The sequence below is a fragment of the Rhizobium sp. ZK1 genome, from assembly GCF_047782645.1.
Classification (GTDB): Bacteria; Pseudomonadota; Alphaproteobacteria; order Rhizobiales; family Rhizobiaceae; genus Rhizobium.
The window spans coordinates 54,869-75,043 of sequence record NZ_CP180587.1 but is presented as its reverse complement, the minus strand read 5'-3'; the positions used below and the strand labels follow the sequence as shown (position 1 = coordinate 75,043).

The 20,175-nt window shown below is 60.8% G+C and carries 20 protein-coding genes and 1 pseudogene; 9 read left to right on the top strand and 12 right to left on the bottom strand.

What is annotated here, in order from left to right; genetic code table 11:
- Positions 1-4 precede the first annotated feature (4 nt).
- The 5 genes from ACK9YZ_RS23000 to ACK9YZ_RS22980 are packed head-to-tail and all read left to right on the top strand — an operon-like array spanning position 5 to position 5,654.
- Positions 5-1,363, top strand: coding sequence for an FAD-dependent oxidoreductase (locus ACK9YZ_RS23000; RefSeq protein ID WP_416067697.1), 1,359 nt, complete (start codon positions 5-7; stop codon positions 1,361-1,363).
- Entirely contained in the window at positions 1,360-2,517 is a 1,158-nt protein-coding gene (locus ACK9YZ_RS22995) for a CaiB/BaiF CoA transferase family protein (RefSeq protein ID WP_416067696.1), read from the top strand. The genes ACK9YZ_RS23000 and ACK9YZ_RS22995 overlap by 4 nt, the downstream gene beginning before the upstream one ends.
- Positions 2,514-3,290, top strand: coding sequence for an enoyl-CoA hydratase-related protein (locus tag ACK9YZ_RS22990; RefSeq protein ID WP_416067695.1), 777 nt, complete (start codon positions 2,514-2,516; stop codon positions 3,288-3,290). Before ACK9YZ_RS22995 ends, ACK9YZ_RS22990 begins: the two co-directional genes overlap by 4 nt.
- 35 nt (positions 3,291-3,325) lie before the next feature.
- Positions 3,326-4,249 (top strand): LysR family transcriptional regulator, encoded by a 924-nt coding sequence (locus tag ACK9YZ_RS22985; RefSeq protein ID WP_416067694.1) that lies wholly within the window; start codon positions 3,326-3,328, stop codon positions 4,247-4,249.
- Positions 4,250-4,256: 7 nt separating this feature from the next.
- Positions 4,257-5,654, top strand: a complete 1,398-nt coding sequence (locus ACK9YZ_RS22980) for an amidohydrolase family protein (RefSeq protein ID WP_416067693.1) — start codon at positions 4,257-4,259, stop codon at positions 5,652-5,654.
- Positions 5,655-5,672: 18 nt separating this feature from the next.
- Here ACK9YZ_RS22980 and ACK9YZ_RS22975 read toward each other — a convergent pair whose 3' ends face one another.
- Positions 5,673-5,969 (bottom strand): hypothetical protein, encoded by a 297-nt coding sequence (locus tag ACK9YZ_RS22975; RefSeq protein ID WP_416067692.1) that lies wholly within the window; start codon positions 5,967-5,969, stop codon positions 5,673-5,675.
- A 515-nt stretch (positions 5,970-6,484) separates the two neighbouring features.
- Positions 6,485-6,826, bottom strand: a complete 342-nt coding sequence (gene fdxA, locus ACK9YZ_RS22970) for a ferredoxin (RefSeq protein WP_416067691.1) — start codon at positions 6,824-6,826, stop codon at positions 6,485-6,487.
- Between the two features lie 254 nt (positions 6,827-7,080).
- On the opposite strand from fdxA, the gene ACK9YZ_RS22965 reads away from it, so the two are divergent.
- Positions 7,081-7,266 (top strand): hypothetical protein, encoded by a 186-nt coding sequence (locus ACK9YZ_RS22965; protein ID WP_416067690.1) that lies wholly within the window; start codon positions 7,081-7,083, stop codon positions 7,264-7,266.
- Positions 7,267-7,496: 230 nt separating this feature from the next.
- Here ACK9YZ_RS22965 and ACK9YZ_RS22960 read toward each other — a convergent pair.
- The 4 genes and pseudogenes from ACK9YZ_RS22960 to ACK9YZ_RS22945 all read right to left on the bottom strand — a co-directional run.
- Positions 7,497-7,715, bottom strand: a pseudogene (locus ACK9YZ_RS22960) (aldehyde dehydrogenase family protein); the annotation flags it as partial.
- Positions 7,716-7,788: 73 nt separating this feature from the next.
- Positions 7,789-9,048 (bottom strand): DegT/DnrJ/EryC1/StrS family aminotransferase, encoded by a 1,260-nt coding sequence (locus ACK9YZ_RS22955; protein WP_416067689.1) that lies wholly within the window; start codon positions 9,046-9,048, stop codon positions 7,789-7,791.
- Between the two features lie 55 nt (positions 9,049-9,103).
- The gene (locus ACK9YZ_RS22950) at positions 9,104-9,919 is read right to left on the bottom strand and encodes a shikimate dehydrogenase family protein (RefSeq protein WP_416067688.1); all 816 of its coding nucleotides are present in this window, start codon (positions 9,917-9,919) and stop codon (positions 9,104-9,106) included.
- A 9-nt stretch (positions 9,920-9,928) separates the two neighbouring features.
- A complete protein-coding gene (locus ACK9YZ_RS22945) occupies positions 9,929-10,852 on the bottom strand; it encodes a dihydrodipicolinate synthase family protein (protein ID WP_416067687.1) in 924 nt (307 codons plus the stop codon).
- Between the two features lie 109 nt (positions 10,853-10,961).
- Between ACK9YZ_RS22945 and ACK9YZ_RS22940 the strand changes: the two genes are divergently transcribed.
- Both ACK9YZ_RS22940 and ACK9YZ_RS22935 read left to right on the top strand, forming a co-directional pair.
- Positions 10,962-12,491 carry a UxaA family hydrolase gene (locus ACK9YZ_RS22940; RefSeq protein WP_416067686.1) on the top strand — a complete coding sequence of 510 codons (1,530 nt, stop codon included), beginning with the start codon at positions 10,962-10,964 and terminating at the stop codon, positions 12,489-12,491.
- A 17-nt stretch (positions 12,492-12,508) separates the two neighbouring features.
- The gene (locus ACK9YZ_RS22935) at positions 12,509-13,480 is read left to right on the top strand and encodes an FCD domain-containing protein (RefSeq protein WP_416067685.1); all 972 of its coding nucleotides are present in this window, start codon (positions 12,509-12,511) and stop codon (positions 13,478-13,480) included.
- Positions 13,481-13,490: 10 nt separating this feature from the next.
- On the opposite strand, the gene ACK9YZ_RS22930 is transcribed toward ACK9YZ_RS22935, so the two are convergent.
- From ACK9YZ_RS22930 to ACK9YZ_RS22905, 6 genes are read right to left on the bottom strand one after another with little or no spacing between them, the layout of a single operon-like run.
- Positions 13,491-14,138: a helix-turn-helix domain-containing protein gene (locus tag ACK9YZ_RS22930; RefSeq protein ID WP_416067684.1), complete on the bottom strand. Its 648-nt coding sequence runs from the start codon at positions 14,136-14,138 to the stop codon at positions 13,491-13,493.
- Positions 14,139-14,193: 55 nt separating this feature from the next.
- A complete protein-coding gene (locus ACK9YZ_RS22925) occupies positions 14,194-14,991 on the bottom strand; it encodes an ABC transporter permease (protein ID WP_416067683.1) in 798 nt (265 codons plus the stop codon).
- Positions 14,988-15,887, bottom strand: a complete 900-nt coding sequence (locus tag ACK9YZ_RS22920; protein WP_416067682.1) for an ABC transporter permease — start codon at positions 15,885-15,887, stop codon at positions 14,988-14,990. Before ACK9YZ_RS22920 ends, ACK9YZ_RS22925 begins: the two co-directional genes overlap by 4 nt.
- Before the next feature lie 4 nt (positions 15,888-15,891).
- Positions 15,892-17,001 (bottom strand): ABC transporter ATP-binding protein, encoded by a 1,110-nt coding sequence (locus tag ACK9YZ_RS22915; RefSeq protein WP_416067681.1) that lies wholly within the window; start codon positions 16,999-17,001, stop codon positions 15,892-15,894.
- Complete coding sequence (locus ACK9YZ_RS22910) at positions 17,001-18,047, bottom strand: ABC transporter substrate-binding protein (RefSeq protein ID WP_416067680.1); 1,047 nt, start codon at positions 18,045-18,047, stop codon at positions 17,001-17,003. Before ACK9YZ_RS22910 ends, ACK9YZ_RS22915 begins: the two co-directional genes overlap by 1 nt.
- Complete coding sequence (locus ACK9YZ_RS22905; protein WP_416067679.1) at positions 18,044-18,979, bottom strand: aminotransferase class IV; 936 nt, start codon at positions 18,977-18,979, stop codon at positions 18,044-18,046. The genes ACK9YZ_RS22910 and ACK9YZ_RS22905 overlap by 4 nt, the downstream gene beginning before the upstream one ends.
- Before the next feature lie 206 nt (positions 18,980-19,185).
- On the opposite strand from ACK9YZ_RS22905, the gene ACK9YZ_RS22900 reads away from it, so the two are divergent.
- The gene (locus ACK9YZ_RS22900; protein WP_416067678.1) at positions 19,186-20,172 is read left to right on the top strand and encodes an aldo/keto reductase; all 987 of its coding nucleotides are present in this window, start codon (positions 19,186-19,188) and stop codon (positions 20,170-20,172) included.
- Positions 20,173-20,175 lie beyond the last annotated feature (3 nt).

Sequence of the window (20,175 nt, the reverse complement as noted above, 5' to 3'; positions counted from 1 at the left end):
ACCAATGGAACAGGTTATTCACCAGCCTGCACGGGATATCCGTGTCGTCGATCGCTCCGATGTGGTTGTCGTCGGCGGTGGCCCGGCAGGGATTGCCGCGGCCGTCTCGGCCGCACGCAACGGCGCCAGCGTCACACTTCTCGAACGCTATCCTTATGTTGGCGGGCTTGCCGCCGGCGGCATGGTGCTCGTGCTCGACGATATGATCAACGAGCTCGAAATCACCGTGCGCGGCATCTGCATGGAGATGATCGAGCGCATGAAGCGCTGGGGACTCTGCGTGACCCCGACCGATCGGGATCGCCTGATCGAATTCCGCGATACGCCGGAGGCCTGGCAGCGCTGGGCGCGCTGGGGTCTCTTCGACTTCCACACCCAGTCGATGCCGCATCCGATCTGCTTTTCGGCCGCCTTCGATCCCGACGCCTTCAAGCGCGCCGCCTATGACATGATCGCCGAAGCGAAGATCAAGCTCAGAACCCATAGCTGGTTCTCCTCGGCGATCGTCGATGGTGGCGCAATCAAGGGCGTGATCTGCCAGACCAAGGAAGGCATGCAGGCGATCCTCGGCAATGTCGTCATCGACACGACCGGCGATCTCGATGTCGCCGCAAGCGCGGGTGCTTCCCACGTCGAATCCAACTTCATCCTGACGACAGTCTCGCGCTGGGGCGGCGTCGATACGGAGGCGGCGGAACGTTTCGAACAACAGGAGCCGGAAGCCTTCAAGGTGCTCGATCACGAAGCCAAGCGGCTGATCGGCGGTTGCTGGTCCTTCTGGTGGCTGAAGACGCCCCTGCCCGGCGTCGTCTGGCTGAACTGCCCGCATATGCCGACGCTGAGCGGTCTGAAGGTCGACGACCTGACCAAAGCGGAGATGGAAGGCCGCTCGCGGATCGCAAAGCTGCTCGATTTCGCACGCGAAAAAATGCCCGGCTTCGAGAATGCCTATGTCGTCGATTTCGCTCCGCAGACCGGCGTGCGTCAGACACGGCTGCTGCAGGGGGACTATGTCGTGACGAAGGAAGACGTCATGACCCGGCGGCATTTTGCCGACACGGTCTGCCGCGGCCGCGACTACTACACGCCCTACCGCGCCATGCTGCCCAGGGAGGTTGATCAGCTGATCGTTGCCGGCCGGCATTATTCGGCAACGCCGCAGGCGCAGAAGTCGAGCCGCGAAATCCCGCCCTGCATGGCGATGGGCGAAGCGGCGGGTGTCGCAGCAACGGTTGCCCTCAATGCCGGCACGACCGTTCGCAAGGCCGATATCAGGGCAATTCAGAAACAGATGCGGGCTCAGGGAGCCGATCCAGGTGACATTCCCTCGGAGAACGCGACATATTTGGAGGCTGCAGAATGACGACTTTGCCACTTGACGGAATCCGCGTGATCGACTTCACGCAAGTCATGCTCGGACCGTGCTGCACGCAGGTTCTGGCCGATTACGGCGCCGACGTCCTCAAGATCGAAAAGGTCAAGATCGGCGATCTTTCGCGCTGGTCGTTGGGCTCCGATCCGGACGGGCTCAACAATCCGGTCTTCTGCTCGCTCAACCGCAACAAGAAAAGCCTGGCGCTCGATCTGAAGGATGCCAGCGCCCGCAAGACCGTCCAGGCGCTGCTCGAAACGGCGGATGTTGTCGTCAACAACTTCCGGCCCGGCGTCATGGAACGCATGGGGTTCGGCTATGAAGACCTGAAGAAAATCAATCCCCGCCTGATCTACGCGCTCGGCACCGGCTTCGGGCTGACCGGCCCCTATCAGCACAAGGGCGGTCAGGATGTGCTGGCGCAGGCCGTCTCCGGCGTCATGCGCCGCAAGTCGGACAACAGCCACCCGACCTCTATCTATGCCACACCGCTTGCCGACTATTCGGCCGGCATGCATCTCGTCCAGGGCATCCTGCTCGCCCTGCTGCAACGCGACAAGACCGGCGAAGGTCAACAGGTCGCCGTCAGCCTCTACAATTCCATGATCGCCATGCAGATGCAGGAAGGCACGACGCATCTCATGCGGCAGAAGGATCTGAACTGGGGTGCCTTCCCGCTGACGGGTGTTTTCGAGACAACGGACAGCGCGATCGTAATGGTCGGTGCCTTCAAGCCGAACCCCTTGCGCGACATCTGTGAAGCGCTTGAGATCGAGGATCTCTCGCAATATCCACAGTACAAGGATTTCGACGCGCAGATGGCCCGGCGGCCGGAGCTGCAGGCGATCTTCCATGAGAATTTCGCAAAGAACAGCACCGCGCACTGGATCGCCCGGCTGGAAGCCGTCGATATCCTCTGCGCGCCGGTGCGTTCACTCCCCGAAGCGCTGAAGGACGAGCAGACGATCATCAACAAGATGATCCTCGATGCCGGCGAAACCGCCACCGGTCCGATCCGCCTGATCGGCTCGCCGATCGACATGTCGGCCGCACCGGTGACCGTGCGGATCGCGCCGCCGCAGCTCGGCCAGCACAATGAGGAAATTCTGGCCTCGCTTTCGAAGGTGCAGGGAGACGCCGCATGAGCGTTTCCTTCACCGTAGAGGACCGCGTCGCTCGCGTGACGCTTGACCGGCCCGACCGGATGAATGCGGTCGACGCGGAGACCGAGGCAAGGCTGGAGTCGATCTGGACTGAGATCGAGAGGCGCGACGAGATCAGCTGTGTCGTCCTGACAGGCACAGGCGAAAAGGCTTTTTGTGCAGGCGCGGACCTCAAGGGCGGCAGTGGCAGTTCCGGCGTCGATTATTGGACCGTCGGCCGAGAGAATGGGTTTGGCGGCCTCGCCTTCCGTCGCTCGCTCGACGTTCCTGTGATTGCTCGCGTCAACGGCTATGCGCTGGGCGGCGGTTTCGAGATGGTGCTCGGCTGCGACATCGTCATTGCGGTGGAAACGGCACGCTTCGGCCTGCCGGAAGCACGCGTCGGCCGAATGCCGCTCGATGGCGGTATGGTACTCCTGCAGCGCAAGATTCCGTTCAACCGTGCCATGGCCGTGATGCTGACAGGGCGGCAGTTCGGCGCGCAGGAAATGGCGAGTTTTGGTGTCGTCAACGAAGTCGTATCGGCTGGCGAACTCGATGCGGCTGTCGATCGCTGGGTCGCTGACATCGTCGGCTGCGCGCCGCTGTCGCTGCGGGCGATCAAGCAGACGGTCAATCGCACCGCGCATTTGAGCCCGGCGGAGGCACAGGCGCTGCGGACGCCAGCCCTCATCAAGGCGTTGAAAAGCGAGGATGCCATGGAGGGTGTGGCGGCCTTCCGCGAGAAGCGTGCGCCCGTTTGGCGTGGCAGGTAGGCATGCTATAGCTCCGAGATTGCCGAGGGCTTTCTATGCATGCCAGCATCCTGAAATATTTCACCGAGGTCGCGCGCTCGGGATCGATCCGCAAGGCGTCCGAAGAGCTGCATGTGGCAACCTCTGCCGTCAGCCGGCAGATCAAGAAGCTGGAAGACGAGCTTGGGACACCGTTGTTCGAGCGCTTTTCCGACGGTTTGCGCCTAACGTCTGCCGGCGAAATCGTCCTGCGCCATGCCAAGGAGACGCTGCAGGACTTCGAGGTAATGAAGTCCAATCTCGGTGACCTTCAGGGAAAGAATACGGGCCGCGTCCATATCGCCGCCCTCGACAGCCTGCTCATCACGTTTCTTCCTGATTTCATTAAGAGGTTTCATAAGCTGCATCCTGCGGTCGACTTTCGCGTGCGAGCAGGAGCGTATAACAATATCTTCCATTTCATGGCGGCTGGCGACATTGATATCGGCATCAGCTTTGACCTTGCGACCCCACATGACCTGAAGCTTGTGGGCTCGATCCGTACAGCCTTTATGGCCATGGTCGCTTCATCGCATCCATTGGCGCGGGCGAAATCGGTGACGTTGCCAGAATGCGCCCAATATAAGCTGCTTCTGGCGCTCGACAGTGAAGTCGTCAGTTCAGCGATAGCAGTCGAACTTGCGGGCCTTAATCGTGTGGGGCGAACGTTGGTCGCATCCAACAATCCGATCCTCCTCAAACCGTTAATCATGTCGGGGGACGGCATTGGTTTTTTTACCCCGGTTGGACTCTGGCCGGAAATCCAGACGGGTGAAATCGTTGCCATCCCGATTCGGGACTTCAAGCTCAGCACTGTCGATATCGCTATTTTCGTGCCGCGCGATCGGCATCTAACTCATGCTAGCCAAGCAGTCATCGAGCTCCTCAATACCGAGCTGCGCAGGTTCGGTGAGGATTTGAGAGCCATCGTCAGCAGATGAGAAAAGCATGAAACAGATCCGCCTGCTTAAATGTCCTGGCTATGGCCCGGCCACGCGCGTCGACAGATTGACAGACCTACCATTGCAATTCGACGCTACGACTGCGCTGCCCGGCGATCTGATCATGCCGTCACCTGTCAATGCTCACGATCATGGCTATGGCATCCGTACCCTTGATTTCGGAGCGGCCGACGACGCACTGGAAGCCTGGATACCGAGCCTCAGGTTGCGGCCGCGAACGGATCCCTATCTCGAAGCGCTCGTCGCCTTCGGCCGCCTTGCAAAAACTGGCGTCGGCGCGACGATGCATTGCCACAACTCCCTCAACGTTGATCGTCTGGTCGATGAGGCGAGCGCGGTTATGCGGGCCGCAGGCGATGTCGGCATTCGACTTGGCCTCTCCTGTCCACTACTCGACCATGATGCCTGGGCCTATGATGGCGGCCCGCAGCGATTGCGCCCGTTTCTCTCCGAGGGCGATTGGGATGCGCTCGCCGGCACGATTCCGAACTATGCTCCCGTTCGCACACAGCTTGACGCCGTCCAGGCTGTCGCCGCCGCAAATACCAATCCGTTGATCGATGTGCAATATGGCCCGATCGGGCCGCAATGGTGTTCGAACGCACTTCTGGAAACGGTTGCCGAGGCTTCCGCGCTCCATGACCGGCGCATCCACATGCACCTGCTCGAAAGCCCACGCCAGCGCTTCTGGCTCGATCGACGTTTTCCCGAGGGCATCGTGACCTATCTCGACAAAATCGGCTTCCTGTCGCCGCGGCTTGCCATTGCCCATGGCGTCCAGTTGCGCCCCGATGAACTCGAATTGCTGGCCGAGCGCGGCGTGCAGCTCGTCAGCAATCCCTCAGCCAATCTCCGCCTCCGTTCAGGCGTCGCTCCGATCGCCTCCGCGCAAGAAATCGGCGGCCCAGCCTTCGCCATTGGTCTTGATGGCACCGGATTGGACGACGATCAGGATCTCTGGCGGGAGATGCGGCTCCTCTATCTCCTGCAGAGCGGTCGCAGCCTGACGCGACGGTTGACGGCGCAGAATGTGTTCGATGCCGCCATCCGCGTGGGCGGCCAAGTGATCAATGCAGACGAAGCCGCAGATTTCACCATCATCGACTATCAGGCCTTGATCGCCGACGCGCTGTTCGACGACCACGACGAGTCCGAAATCCTGTTGACCCGCATGAGCGCCAGACATGCCAAGGGGCTTGTCATTGCGGGCCGGGAGGTGATGCGCCAGGGAGAACTGGCAGGAATCGACTTTGACGCGGCCTTGTTGGAGCTCTTGGCGCAGGCCAGAGCCGATCTGCCAAGGCTTAAGAAGCAACGCCCTCGTGTTCGAGCTTTGTCCGAAGCCACGCGTGCGTATTATGCGACCTGGCCCGGGATCTCATGATTTCGAGCCAGGCGGAGATCATGTGCCGACCAGCGCGACGGGCCGCAATGCATCGAGGCCTTCGAGCCTTTTTCTTGTCGATGATCGGCAATTGCGGCGGCAACCCTGTTCCAATACATTTCCGGTGCACTTGCCAACGCGGTACCTGAGCGCCGGAATGAGGGATGAGTGGCGATGGCCTGCCGCAGACCTGTCGCCCGAGATGCAGCCCGCATAGCCATCGCGACCGGCATCGGCAAGCGCCGCCTCGCTGCTCGGCAGGACGCCGAAGGCGGCGATCTTGGTAAGGTCCCGTTCATAGGCAGATTGCCGCAAGTATTCTTCGCCCCAAGAATCCGCTTTGGAAAACCCTGCGAATACCGCGCCGGCAAGGCGGACGAAAACTCGATGCCGGTCAATTACGGGAAGGTATAGAGGTAGATCGCAATCGGCGATCGTCTTCGTTCTCACGAGCTCGGCCCCAAGCAAGCCCTCTTCCTCAACAGGCTTGTAGTAATAGGGCAGCAGCAAGAGCGCTGGCGCAAAACCAAGATCGAAGGCACGGCGGGTCGATGCAACCGTCGTTCCAGATCCAGCGTGCCGGTCCCGACCGTCAGCGCACTACCACCCAATTCCCGCGCCGCAGTCATCCTTAGAGCGCTGCGCTGGGTGGGGAAAGAGAGTTGGCCTCACCCATCGTGCCCGGCACATTCAAGAGATCGCAGCCATTATTAAAGCACCAGCGGGCGTGTTCGATGAGGCATCATCGATGTCGTCATGATCGTCGAAAGGCCTGGGCGATCACGCCGGACATGCGGGTCTACGTCACGAAAAGGCTGCTCCCCATTCAATCAGATGCTGCTTTCAATCGGGCTGCGATAGGCTGCCACGAAAGGATGATCGAGGCTGGTGACGCGGCTCTTGTCCCAACCACCGGGGGTGCCCCATCCGGTAACGTCATCGGCAAAGAAATCGCGATTGACGTCGCGCAGGAACAGCCGCTCCGTTGGCATTTCCTCGTCCCACAGGATAGCGTCGACCGGGCAAACAGAAAGGCAGAGCCCACAATTGATGCACTCCTCCGGCTGAATGTAGAACATCCTTCCGCCCTCATAGATACAATCGACCGGACAGGCGACGGTGCAGGCTCCATCCTTCGTATCGATGCAGGGTTCGGTAATTACGTAAGCCATGTCCGCCTCAGAGCGCTCTCAGCGGCGCGTTTAGCAAACTATGACAAACTAGAGCATTCTTAAGAAGCGCCGATTTTCGGCTCTTTCCTTGCCGAAACGGCAATGCTCGGGCCGAGGGAACAGGTTCAAAAGGCAGATGGTGTAGGTCTTTCAACCGGCATGCAATAGCCGCTTGTTGGTCTACTCATCCGCTGCAATATCACCCGACAATCGCCTTTTCATTCGCAACAAAAGATGGGGAGCGGGAAATAGCCGTGAAGCAGCAAGTGGGCGATGTCACGTTGTTTCATGGACGCCTGAATACGGTGCTTGTTTCTGATGTCAGAGTTGCGCCGGTTACGGTTCTCCGCTGCGCCATTGCGAACGTCATACTGGTAACCGGAGAACCCAACGCGGCGGTGATCGAGTTGTGGAACGGCAACCATCCCATATCGCGGTAGGGATGCCCATTACTGGGCACGCGGCACAGATCCGGACGAGCGGAATCCCCGCATCCGGCTCCTACCTTCGGGTGTTTGACGGCGAAGCGTATACGCGGCCAAGGATTAAGGATCCGAGGGCGCGGGAGCCGATCATTGGCAAGCCGTATCATTCTCTCCCAGATCAATCGATGTCTCTGGCTCCGCCATCGACCGTCGGTGTTGACGCCAGGAAATGCTAAACCCGCAACTGCGGCGTACTTGCCCTGCTCGCGGGAGCCGACGGAAGACCCCTTGCGGCCCCCGAAGCGAACGTCCAAGCCGACGCCTTCTGTCGGCGACAGGACCGAAGGTGTTCTCGCGGGAAATGCGCATCTGATTGGTCGCCCCGGTAAACAGCGTCGGCTGCAGGTAGAAGCCGGCGCGTCGCGCTTGTTCAGCTCGCCGCCGAAGGCGAGCTTTGCGCCTTGCTATTTATGTTGACGCGCCGTCGGTGGCGGCGATCATTCGCCGCCAATCGGATTATGCAAAATATCCGCGCTCTTAGGCAGCAACAGCTGGTTTGGCATAGGCCGAAATGACCTTGGCAATCGCGGCCGCGATCTGCTGCAGATGGATTTCCTCCATGCGGTCGGTCCACCACATGCAGATCGTTCCCTTGCAGGCGAGCTCAGCCTGAGGACAAAGGCTGCTGTCGTAGTCGGTCTTGCGCACGCCTTCGAGCGTGAACGGCCAGCCGGAGGTGCCGAAAGTCTGGTGCTCGCGGATGACCGGGTAGCGGTAAAGCGGGATCTGGCCGGGATAGCCGATGAAGCCATCGATGCCCTCGGCGGCAAGGGCCTTCATCACCTCGGTCACGGGTGCCGAAAGCTTGGCCGGATCGAGACGGAACGAATAGAAAAAATAGACGCCAGTCGTGCCTTCCATCGGCAGAACTGGCTGTACATCGACGCCGGCCAAAAGCTCGGTCAGTCGGTCGGCGGAAGCGACACGGGCACCGACGAACTGTTCCAGCTTCTTCAGCTGTTCGATACCAACGGCAGCCTGGAGTTCGGTCATATGATAGTTCGGCGCCAGGAACAGGTGGTCGCGTCCGCCGCGCTCGCGCGGCCAGCCCTTGTCGGAGCAGTGGCGCAGGCCACGGCCGAACTTGCCGTCCTCATTGGTGATGACCATGCCGCCGTCACCCGTCGTCATGTGCTTGGACTGTTGGAAGGAGAAACAGGCGACATCGCCGAAGGTACCGCAGAGCTTGCCCTTGTAATAGGCGAGATGGGCCTGGGCGCAATCCTCGATGACGACGAGGTTGTGCTTCCTGGCAATCGCCATGATCGCGTCCATGTCGGCCGGATGGCCGTAGACATGGGTGACCATTATGGCGCGGGTGCGCGGCGTGATATTGGCCTCAATCGAGGCCGGATCGATATTCTGGGTGACGGGATCGACATCAGCAAAGACCGGGATCGCCAGCTGGGCGATGACCGGAATGACCGTGCCGACATCGGTGATCGGCGACAGGATGATCTCGTCGCCCGGCTCCGGATTGACGTAGATGACGGCGGTGTGCAGCGCGGCCGTGCCATTGGCGACAGCGACGGCATGTTTGACGCCGTATTTCTCGGCAAAAGCGCGCTCGAATTCGGCCGTCTTCGTGCCCGTCAGGAACGACAGGCGCCCCGACTTGATGACTTCGGTCAGCGCTTCCAGCTCTTCCGGCCCGAAGGTGCGGCCGGACGCATCGCGAAAGCTCGGCAGCGTGCCGTCGATTGCGCGCGGTCCGCCATTGATTGCCAGATCCTGCATATTGATTTCTCCCAACATGATAAAAATGCGGCCACGGGGGTGTGGCCGGGGTGGTTCAGAGACCGAGGAAATTGGCCATCAGCTGAAGCTGATAATCGAGCATGTGGCGGCCGAGATGGATGTGGCATCCCGCATCAAGGGCGGCCTTGAGAAGCGGCGTGATTTCCGGCTCCATGATGACTTCGGCGACGATCATGCCGGCTTCGAGCCGCGATACTTCGAAGGGCAGCGGGTCGGTCGCGTTCATACCGAGGGTCGTGCCGTTGACCAGCAGGTCGTGGCCGCCCGGATCGGCCGTGCCGATGGCGATATCGAGAGACGGATAGGTTTCCTTCAGCTTGGCGGCGAGGGCTTCGATCTTCTCGACAGTGCGGTTGGCGAGCGTCAGCTTCGCGATTCCAGCTTCGGCAAGCGCGAAGGCGACCGCATTGGCAGCACCGCCGGCACCGACCAGATAGGCGCTGCGACCCGCGACGTCGATGCCCTGCCCGCGCAGCCCCTCGACGAAGCCGATACCATCGAGCTGGTGGCCGACAAGCCTGCCGTCCGCCTCGCGGCGCAGCACATTGGCGGCACCGACGGCAAGTGCCTGCGGGCTCACCTCGTCGCAGAGGCGCAGGATCGCCTGCTTGTGCGGCACGGTGACGATGGCGCCATCAAAACTCTTCAGTACCCGCAGGCTGGCAACGAAAGTCTCGAGATCGGCCGGTGCGACATTGAAGGGCACCATGACGGCATCCTTGCCGCGCGTCATGGCGATGCGGTTGATGCCAGGCGGCGCTTTCACATGATCGGTCGGATGGGCGAGAATACCGAGGACGCGGGTGCAGCCGGTGATTTCCGCGATCTTGGGGTCCTGAATGATCGACATGCGTCGTCCTCACTTGCCCCAGGAGAGTGCCAGCGGATTGACACCGCGGGCAAGCTCCAGGAGGCCGGCCCGCGTTGCCGGATGCAGCGGCTCCAGCGGATGGCGGACGTGGTCGGACTTGACGACGCCGCCTTCCATCATGACGGTCTTGGCGGCTCTGAGACCGCACTGGCGATTCTCGTAATTGATGAGCGGCAGGATGTGCTCATAGGCTTTTGCCGCCTGCTGGCGGTCGCCGGCGCGATGATGTTCGATCACCGGACGGATGAGATCGGGCAACATGGCGCTCGACATGACGCCGGTCGCCCCGGCATCGAGATCGGCCATCAGCGTGATCGCCTCCTCGCCATCAAACGGGCCTTCGATCGCTTCGCCGCCGAGCTCGATCAGCTTGCGCAGCTTGCCCGCCGTCCCGGCGACCTCGATCTTGAAATAACGCACGAGCGGCAACTCACGGGCGATGCGCACCATGAAATCTGCCGAGAGGGTGACGCCGCTCAAGGGCGCGTCCTGGATCATGATCGGAATGCCGGCGGCATCGGCCACACGGGCGAAATGCTCGCGGACCGATGTCTCGTCGAGCTTGATGCCGGCGCCATGATAGGGCGGCATCAGCATGATGAGCTTTGCGCCATGTTCGGCAGCGTGATGCGCGCGGGCGGCGGCAATCTGCGTGCTGAAATGGCTGCAGGTGACCATGACCGGCACGCGGCCGGCGACATGGGCAAGGCTCAGCTCCGTCAGCTGTCGGCGCTCCTCATCCGACAGCAGGAACTGCTCGGAATAATTTGCGAGAATACAGATGCCATCCACACCCTGGTCGATCATGCAATCGAGCACGCGGCGCTGGCCGTCAAAATCGATCTCGCCTGTTTCGGTGAAAGGCGTCGGTGCCACCGGGACGAGCCCGGAATAGGGTCGATCAATCGCCATCTTGAAAAAATGCCCCGCAAAAATTTCGTGTAACGCAAGTCTTCACTTGACTTCTGAAGGCGTATCACGAATGATTTTTGCACGCAATGGTCATTTTTAGGAGATATCGATGCCTGTGCATCAATCCGGTCCCTCTGTGATCCGCCTGCACGAGACGGACAATGTGGTCGTCGCGACGCGCCCGATTGCCGAAGGTGAAAATGTCGGAGAGGTGGTGACGCTGAGCGCTGTTCCGAGCGGCCACAAGATTGCCGTACGGCCGATCGCGGAAGGAAACATGGTGCTGAAATACGGCCAGGTCATCGGTCGTGCGAGCCGTGACATCGCCGCCGGCTCGCATGTGCACCTGCAGAACCTCGCCATGCTCGACAGCGCCGTCTCGCACGAATTTGCCGTCGAGGGCGGCCCGACGCCGCTCTTGCCCGAAGGCGAGCGGCGCACCTTCAAGGGATATCTGCGGCCATCAGGCCTCGTCGGCACGCGCAACTATGTCGGCATCATCACCTCGGTGAACTGTTCGGCAACAGTCGCCAAGGCTGTCGCCGATTATTTCAAGAGCAACGGCTTCGGCAATTACGCCAATGTCGATGGCGTCGTGGCGCTGACACATGGCACGGGCTGCGCGATTCCCACCAATACCGAGGGTTACACGTATCTGCGCCGCACGCTGAGCGGCTATGCCCGCAACCCGAACTTCGCGGCGATCCTGATGATCGGGCTCGGCTGCGAGACCAACCAGATCAGCCATCTCGTCAAGGCCTTCGAACTTGAGGAGGGCCCGCTGCTGCGCACCATGACCATCCAGAAGATGGGCGGCACGCGCAAGACGATCGAGGAAGCCGTCTCCATCATCCAGGAACTGCTGCCGGAAATCGATGCCGTGAAGCGCACCGAGCAGCCGCTGTCGGGCCTCAAGGTGGCGCTGCAATGCGGCGGTTCGGACGGCTATTCCGGCATCACTGCCAACCCGGCGCTTGGTTATGCCGCCGACCTCGTCGTCAAGAACGGCGGCACGGCGGTCCTGAGCGAGACTCCGGAGATCTACGGCGCAGAACATTTGCTCACCCGGCGCGCTGCCACACCTGCCATTGCCGAAAAGCTGATGGCCCGTATCAACTGGTGGCGCGACTATACCGTCAAGAACGGCGCCGAACTCAACAACAATCCTTCGCACGGCAACAAGGAAGGCGGGCTTACCACCATCCTCGAAAAGTCGCTCGGCGCGGTTGCCAAGGGCGGCTCCATGCCGCTGATGGAAGTCTATGAATATGCCGAGCAGATCGACGCCTCCGGCTTCGTCTTCATGGATACGCCCGGCTATGACCCCGTCGCCGTGACCGGCCAGGTTGCCGGCGGCTGCAATCTCATCGTCTTTACGACCGGCCGCGGCTCGGTCTCCGGCTTCAAGCCGGCGCCCTGCATCAAGGTTGCCACCAATAGCGAAATGTACGAGCACATGAGCGAGGACATGGACATCAATTGCGGCGGCATCATCGACGGCAGCGACAGCATCCAGGCGGCCGGCGAGCGCATCTTCGAACACATCATCGCCATCGCATCCGGCGAGCGCACGCTGAGCGAAGGTTATAATTATGGTGACTTCGAATTCGTGCCTTGGCAAATAGGCGCGGTGACCTGAGCCCGGAAAAGGATCTGATGGCGCACCGAACCCTCGCCTACGAAGCCATCGCCAACGCGCTACGCAAGGCCGTGATATCGAAGACCATTCCGGAGGGCACCGTGCTTCTGGAAGGGCCGATCGCGACCCTCTTCGATTCCAGCCGCTCGCCGGTCAAGCAGGCGCTCGCGACCCTCGAAATCGAAGGCCTCGTCAGGCGCTTCGACGGGCGCGGCCTGCTGGCTGGACGAGAGGGCGATCCCCTACGCCTGAAGATCTCGCCCGACATGCTGGATCTGGAGGAGGAGGCGAGCGCCAGCCCGAAGACCTTCGCTTGGCAGAGCTTCTATTACGATTTCGAAAATACCGTAATCCTGCGTGCAGTCTTCGGCAGCTTCCGTATCAACGAACTGGCGCTGGCGCGCCACTATAATGTCGGGCGCACCGTCGCCGGCGATATCCTCAACCATGCCGCCAAGAATGGCATCGTCGTGCGTGACGACAAATCGCGCTGGTGGATCAACCCGCTCGACGAAGACCGTTTCCGCGATCTCTACGAGGTGCGCCTGCTGCTGGAGCCGGCAGCACTGAAGACCGCCATGCGCAATATTCCCGGCACCACGCTGGAGACCATGCGGCAGCGGCTGATCGCCGTGTCGGAGAAGTTTCCCGATATTGCCAGCGCCGAGCTCGATGCGCTCGAAGAAGACCTGCATGTCGCCGCCCTGCAATACAGCGCCAATGGCGAGATACTGGAAGCACTGAAGCGCACGCGCTGCGTGCTCGTCGCTGGCAAGCATATCCAGCGCGCCGTGCGCGGCACGCTGCCGATCGACGCCTTCATGGACGAACATCTCGACATCATGGATGCGATTGCCGCACACGATTATCCGCTGGCCGAAAAAGCGCTGACCGACCATCTCGAAGCCTCCGGCAACAAGGCCAGGGAGCGCCTGCAGGCCTATCTCGCCATCTCCGACGTGACGCCGATATCCTATGTCCTCGACTGACCAGAGGGCGCTAGTTCGTTTCCCCCTTGGCCTGCTGCTCGGAGATGATCTGCTCCTTGATCACCTCGCGAAGTGTCTGGGCAAGGTTCGGCGTCGCGCTGGAACAGCAGACCATGATGGAACTGCTCGGGGCCTGCAGCGACATATAGCCATGCTTCATCGTGCTATCGAGATAGACGCTGTCGCCCTCTTCCAGATCGGTCGGCTCGTAATATTCGCTGAAGAGCCGGATCTTGCCGCTGAGCACCAGGATGAATTCCTCACCGACATGCGAGGTCAGCGGCCCCATCTGCTCGGGCGTCAGCGCCCGTACTTCGATATGGATCGGTATGATGCGCTTATGGGCGACGTCGGAGGAGAGATAGCTGTAGCTATAGTACTGCCGGTCGAGCTGCTGGCCCTCGAGATTGCGGTTGATGCTGCGGCGCGCGACGACGAGCGGCGGCGTCGGCTCGTTCGGCGACGAGTTCAGGAGATCGCCGATTTCGACGCCGAGCCCGTGCGAGAGCTTCAGGATCGTGTCGAAATTCGGCGAGATGTGGCCGTTCTCCACCTTGGACAGGGTGGAGGTGGCAATTCCCGTCATCGAGCTGACCTCCGCAAGCGTCCAACCGTGATAGGAGCGCCGGTCCTTCAGTAGCTTTCCGAGGTTTTTCACTTTTTCATTCATATCGTGCCGTGTTTTCCAATCTGGCCAGCGCCTTTCGTCGAGGTCATGATTTCCGCTCAATGCTCTTGCGCAGCGACATGGCGCCGAGAGCCGCAAACAACAGCGTCACGCAAAGCACAACCGAAACAAGCGCATTGATTTCGGGGGTGAAGCCGGTCCGCATCATTGCCCACAGCCGCATGGGGAGCGTGGTTTCCCCTCCGACGAGAAAAAACGTTACCAATGTTTCGTCGAACGAGAGTGCAAATGCAAGTAGGGAACTGGTGACGAGCGCTGAGCGCAACTGCGGAAAGACAACATATACAAAGGTTTCCCAGGCATTTGCGCCGAGATCGAGCGAAGCTTCGATCTGCGAATTTTCAAGTGTATCGAGCCTGATCGTGACCATGCGGTAGATGACAGCCAGAATCAGCACGACATGACCTGCCGTGACCGTGATCAGGCTGCGCTCGATGCCGATCTGGCGAAAGGCGATCAGAAGCGAGATACCGGTAATGATCGCCGGCAGCACGAAGGGCAGGAAGATCACGAACTCGACATAGGAGCGGCCGGCCCGGGCGCCAGTCTTCATATAATATGCAAGGCCGACCGAAATCGCGCTGGCGATGACGACGGCGCAGACGCCGACGATGAGGGAATTGGAGAGCGCGTCGATCAGCTGGCTGTTGGTGGCAAACTTGCCGTACCATTGCAGGGAAAAATCCGACCAGTCGACTTTGCGGCCCTTCATGCCGACGAAGGAGAGCAGGATGACGATGGCGGCCGGCGCATAGAGTACGACGAAGGTAATGATGCCGACGATCCAGAGCAGGGTGATGGTGATACGTTCGAGCAAGGTCATCTGATCCTCGCAGTGCGTGAGATGAGGGAAGCGAGCGCGATCAGCGCGATGACCGCGATCAGGAGCATGACAGCAAGTGCGGCACCGAACGGCCAGTTGAAGGCCATGCCGAACTGGCTCCAGACGGCGCGGCCGAAAGTGAAGCCTTCGCTGCCGCCGACCATCTGCGGCGTCAGGTAATCGCCCAGCGCAATCACCATGACGAAGAGGGCGGCCGCAATCGAGCCTGGCAGGCTGAGCGGCAGCACCACCGTCAGGAAGATCTGTCCGGGCTTGGCGCCGAGATCGGCAGCGGCCGAGATCAGCGACTGCGGGATCCGCTCCAGCGCCAGGAAGATCGGCAATATGCCGAAGGGCAGATAGATCACCGCCATGGTCAGCATCACCGCCGTCTGGTTGAAGATGAAGAGCTTGCTCGGCACATCGATGATGCCGAGCGACAGCAGCACGGAATTGAGGAAGCCGTTGAAGCCGAGGATGCTGCGCATCGCATAGATCTTCACGACATAATTCATGACCAGCGGCAGCGCGCTCAGAAGCAGAAGCAGGTAGCGCAGCGAGCCCTCGATGCGCCAGATCAGGTAGGAGAGGATATAGCCGACGACCAGCGAGATCAGCGCCACGATGAAGGCGAGCTTCAGCGTACCGAAGAACACGTAGAGATAGCTGCCGCTGGTGAAGAAGGCGGCGTAATTGGCAAGTGTCAGCCGGCCGGTGAGCTTGCCGTTACCCTGTTCGAGAAAGCTCGATGCCAGGAAGGAGACGAGCGGAAGCAAGACGATCAGCGTCGGCAGACCGTAGACCAAGAGCTTGGCGATCAGCTTACCGATGCCGCGTCTCGGCTTCGTGTCCGCTTCGTCGATCCAGATACCGGTGGGTGTAGTGGCTATGCTCATGGCCTCACCCTTTCGCCAGGAAGCTGACATCGGCTTCCGACCAGCGCAGCATGACATCGTTGCCGACTACGAGATTGCGGATCGACAGCGAAGTCGGCATCCGGACCTTGACGCGATGTTCGCCCGATGTGCCGACCGACAGCGAAAGTTGGGTCGTGGCACCGAGGAAGGTGATGGCGTCAAGCCGCGCCTTTGCCATGCGCTCGTCGGCGCGCATCTCGGCTCCGTCATGCAGATGGAAGCTTTCCGGACGGATCGCCAGCAGCAGCTCGCCCTGATGATCCGACGATGCCGAATGCCGGCCGAGCGGGCTTTCGATGCCGGATGCCTGGTCCTTGGCTGCGGCCGGCAGGATATTGTTTTCGCCGAAGAACTTGGCCACGAACTCGCTTTTCGGCTTGTAATAGATCTCTTCCGGTGTGCCGACCTGGACCAGATTGCCGTGATCCATGACCGCGATGCGATCGGACATGGAGATCGCCTCTTCCTGGTCATGGGTGATGAAGACGAAGGTGGTGCGGATGCGCCGCTGCAGATCCTTCAGGAATTCCTGCATCGAGCGGCGAAGCTCGGCATCGAGGGCTGCCAGCGGCTCATCGAGCAGGATCACCTGCGGCTCGCAGACGATGGCGCGCGCCAGCGCCACGCGCTGGCGCTGGCCGCCGGAAAGCTCGGCCGGATAACGTCCCGCCTTGTCGGCGAGGTTGACCGTTTCGAGCACCGCCTGGACGCGCTTCTTGATCTCGGCCTGCGGCGTCTTGCGGATGCGCAACCCATAGCCGACATTGCGGGCGACAGTCATATGCGGAAACAGCGCATAATCCTGGAAGACCGTGTTGAAGGGCCGCTTGAAGATCGGCACCTGCGCGATATCGGTGCCACGCAGCAATATCCTACCGCACGAAGGCGGCGTGAAGCCGCCGATCATCCTGAGGATGGTCGTTTTGCCGGAACCGGAGGGACCGAGGATGGTGAGAAACTCACCATCCCGGATGTCGAGATCGACGGGCTTCAGCACGTCGACGCTCTTATAGGATTTGGTCACGCCGACGAGCTGGATGACGTTCTGCCGGTCGGCGGCCAGATCCGCTCTATCTGAAAGCAATGCTGTCATTACTGTACCGGGGTTGCCTTGATCTCGTTCCAGAGCTCGATGCGCTTGGCGAAGTCCTCGGGCGCTTCCAGGAAGACCAGCTTGTCGGCATAGGTCAGGCCCGCATCGATATTGACGGCCTGGTTGGTGGTGTTGCCGTAGCCGGTCTTGGTGCTGATATAGGTGCCGACGGCCTGGTCGAGCATCGCATCGATCCAGGCATGAGCCAGATCGACGTCGCGGGCCTTGGCGCTGACCGCCCAGCAGTCGATCCAGCCGATCGCGCCTTCCTGCGGAATGACGAGGCCGACATTGGCGCCCTGCTTCTTCAGCATCGGCGCCTGCGGTTCGCCCATCGACATCATCAGGTCAATGCCGCCCTGGGCGAAGATGCTGACGCCATCATCGAAACCGGCATAGTAGCTGGCAATATTGGCCTTCTGCTTGAGCAGCTTCTGCTTCACCTGGTCGAACTGTTCGTCGGTGAGGTTGAAGGGATCGCGGATGCCGAGGGTGAGTGCCGCCGTGACGATGGCGTTGTTGGCATCGTCCATGACGATGATACGGCCCTTGTACTTCTCATCCCACAGCACTTCCCAGCTAGTCGGCGGGGTCTGGAACGTATCGGCATTATAGATCAGCGGGATCGAGCCCCAGGCGAAAGGTGCCGCGTAGGTCTTGCCGTCGAAGACGATGGCCGAGACATGCTTGAAGGCGCCGGCTAGGTTCTTGGCATTGGGCAGCTTCGAACTGTCGAGCGGCTGGATCAGGTTTTCCTGCGTCAGGCGCTTGTAGGAGGAGGTCTCGATGGCGATCACGTCGAAATCGGCGCCTTCGGAGGCCGTCATCTTGGCGAAGATCTCATCGACGCTGCCGGTATAGCTCACGCTGACGCTGGCGCCGGTCTTCTCTTCGAAGGCCTTGACCCATTGGTCGTCGGCATAGCCTTCCCAGGTCAGCATGCGCAGCTCCTTGCCGGCGGCAAAGGCCGGGCGGATGAGCGCGGGTGCTGCAAGCGCGCCGACTGCGAGAGAGGCGGTGGTCGTCAGAAATTCACGTCTTTTCATGTGCGTTCCCCTTCGAACGAAGTTGTTTTGATTGAATAGTCGACCGGTGTCTGATGCCATCCGGCCTTGTGTCTTTCCCAGTAGGACGATTTGAGCTTGAGGCTGAGTTCACCCGGCCTGCCATTGCCCATGATGTGATCGCCGATCCGCGAGACGGGCATCACGCCGCCTGCCGTCGTCGTGCAGAACATCTCGTCCGCCGATAACAGATCCTCCTTCTTCAAAGCCGCGATGCGGGCGGCAATGCCGAGCATTCCGCAGAGTTCCAGCACGGAGCGGCGGGTAATGCCTTCGAGCACCCCGCGATCCGGCGTCAGCACCTCGCCATTCCTGACGATGAAAACGTTGAAGCCCGGCCCCTCGGTGACGAACCCCCCGGCATCCAGCAGTACGGCCGTGTCGGCGCCCGCATCATGGGCCTCGAAGAGGCCGCGGGTCAGGTCGCCCCAATGGTAATTCTTGATGGTCGGATCGATGGAGGCGGGCGCGATGCGCGGCACGGAGGCGATATGCAGATGCGCGCCCCTCTCCTGCACGTCGAGCGGGATCACGTCGATCCACGGGATCGCATAGACGATCAGCCTGTTGTCGCAATCCTCCGGCCGGCGCGAGCCGAAGATGCGCGGCCTGCCGCGCGTACAGATCATCGCGACATAGGAATGGCGAAGCCCCGACAAAGCGACGCACCGCATGGCGATCTTGCCGATTTCGGCCATAGAATAAGAAGGCTGCAGGCGCAACCCTTTCAGCGATCGCTCGAACCGGTCGAGGTGATCCTGCAGCCGGAAGAAAGCGCCGTCGCGGACATGGACGACATCATAGGTGACGTCTGACCGGGTAAAGCCCCAATCCAGGACGGATATGACCGCCTCGCCGGCCGGGACGAACATCCCGTCGCAAAATGCGGCACCTTTCGAGAAGTCGGCAGTCATGCGTTGGGAGCCTTGAGTTGAGATCTTCTATGCTCGAAACCGATGTTAAGAAACTGACAAAAATTTCGCGAACGTGCAAGTTATTTTTCTCACAAGAAATTTATTGACAGAACGGAAAGAGGATGAAAATTAAAAAACAGGCCGATATCACGCGCTTTCCGGCTCTGACGCTTGTCAGATCGGATATTTCTCGGGATGGAATTTTCATGGAAGAAAAATTTGAGAAACGCCGCCTCGGCACCACGGTACTCGAAGTGACCGCGCTCGGCCTCGGCACCACAGCGATCGGGGGCCTCTATTCCGCGACCAGCGAAAGCGCGGCCGAGGAGACGATGGACACGGCTTGGAAGCTTGGCATCCGCTTCTTCGACAGCGCCCCGCAATATGGCAACGGCATGGCCGAGCAGCGCCTCGGCGCTTTCCTGAAGACCAAGCCGCGCCGCGATTATGTGCTCTGCACAAAGGTCGGCCGCCTGCTGCGCCTGCCGGAGAACCCGCAAGGCGAGGACGCCTATTACAAGGGCACGCCGCCGGAGCGCCCGGTCTTCGACTTCAGCTATGACGGTGTGATGACCTCGGTCGAGGAAAGCTTGAAGCGTCTCGACACCGACAGGATCGACGTGCTGCATATCCACGACCCTGACAATCACTATGCTCAAGCCATCGACGGCGCCTACAAGGCGCTCGACCGGCTGCGCTCCGACGGCACCATCGGGGCAGTCGGGGCCGGCATGAACCAGAGCGAGATGCTTACCGAATTCGCCCGCAACGGCAATTTCGACTGCTTCCTGCTTGCCGGCCGCTATACGCTCTTGGAACAGGGGGCGCTGCGCGAACTGCTGCCGCTCTGCGTCGAGAAGAATATCTCGATCATCATCGGCGGCGTCTACAACAGCGGTATCCTCGCCAATCCGGCAGCGGGCGCCAAGTTCAACTATCAGGATGCCGACAAGGATCTCATCGAGCACGCGCTGAAGCTGGAAGCGGTCTGCCTGCGCCATGGCGCGCCGCTGAAGGCCGCCGCGATCCAGTTCCCCCTCGCCCATCCGGCAGTTGCGACTGTTCTGACCGGGGTCAGAAGCCCCGAAGAGATGATCGAAAACGCCGCGCTTTTCCGCCAGGAGATTCCGGCAGCGCTGTGGCAGGAGCTGAAGGCCGAAGGCCTGATCTCCGCCGAAACGCCGACGGCGTGATCG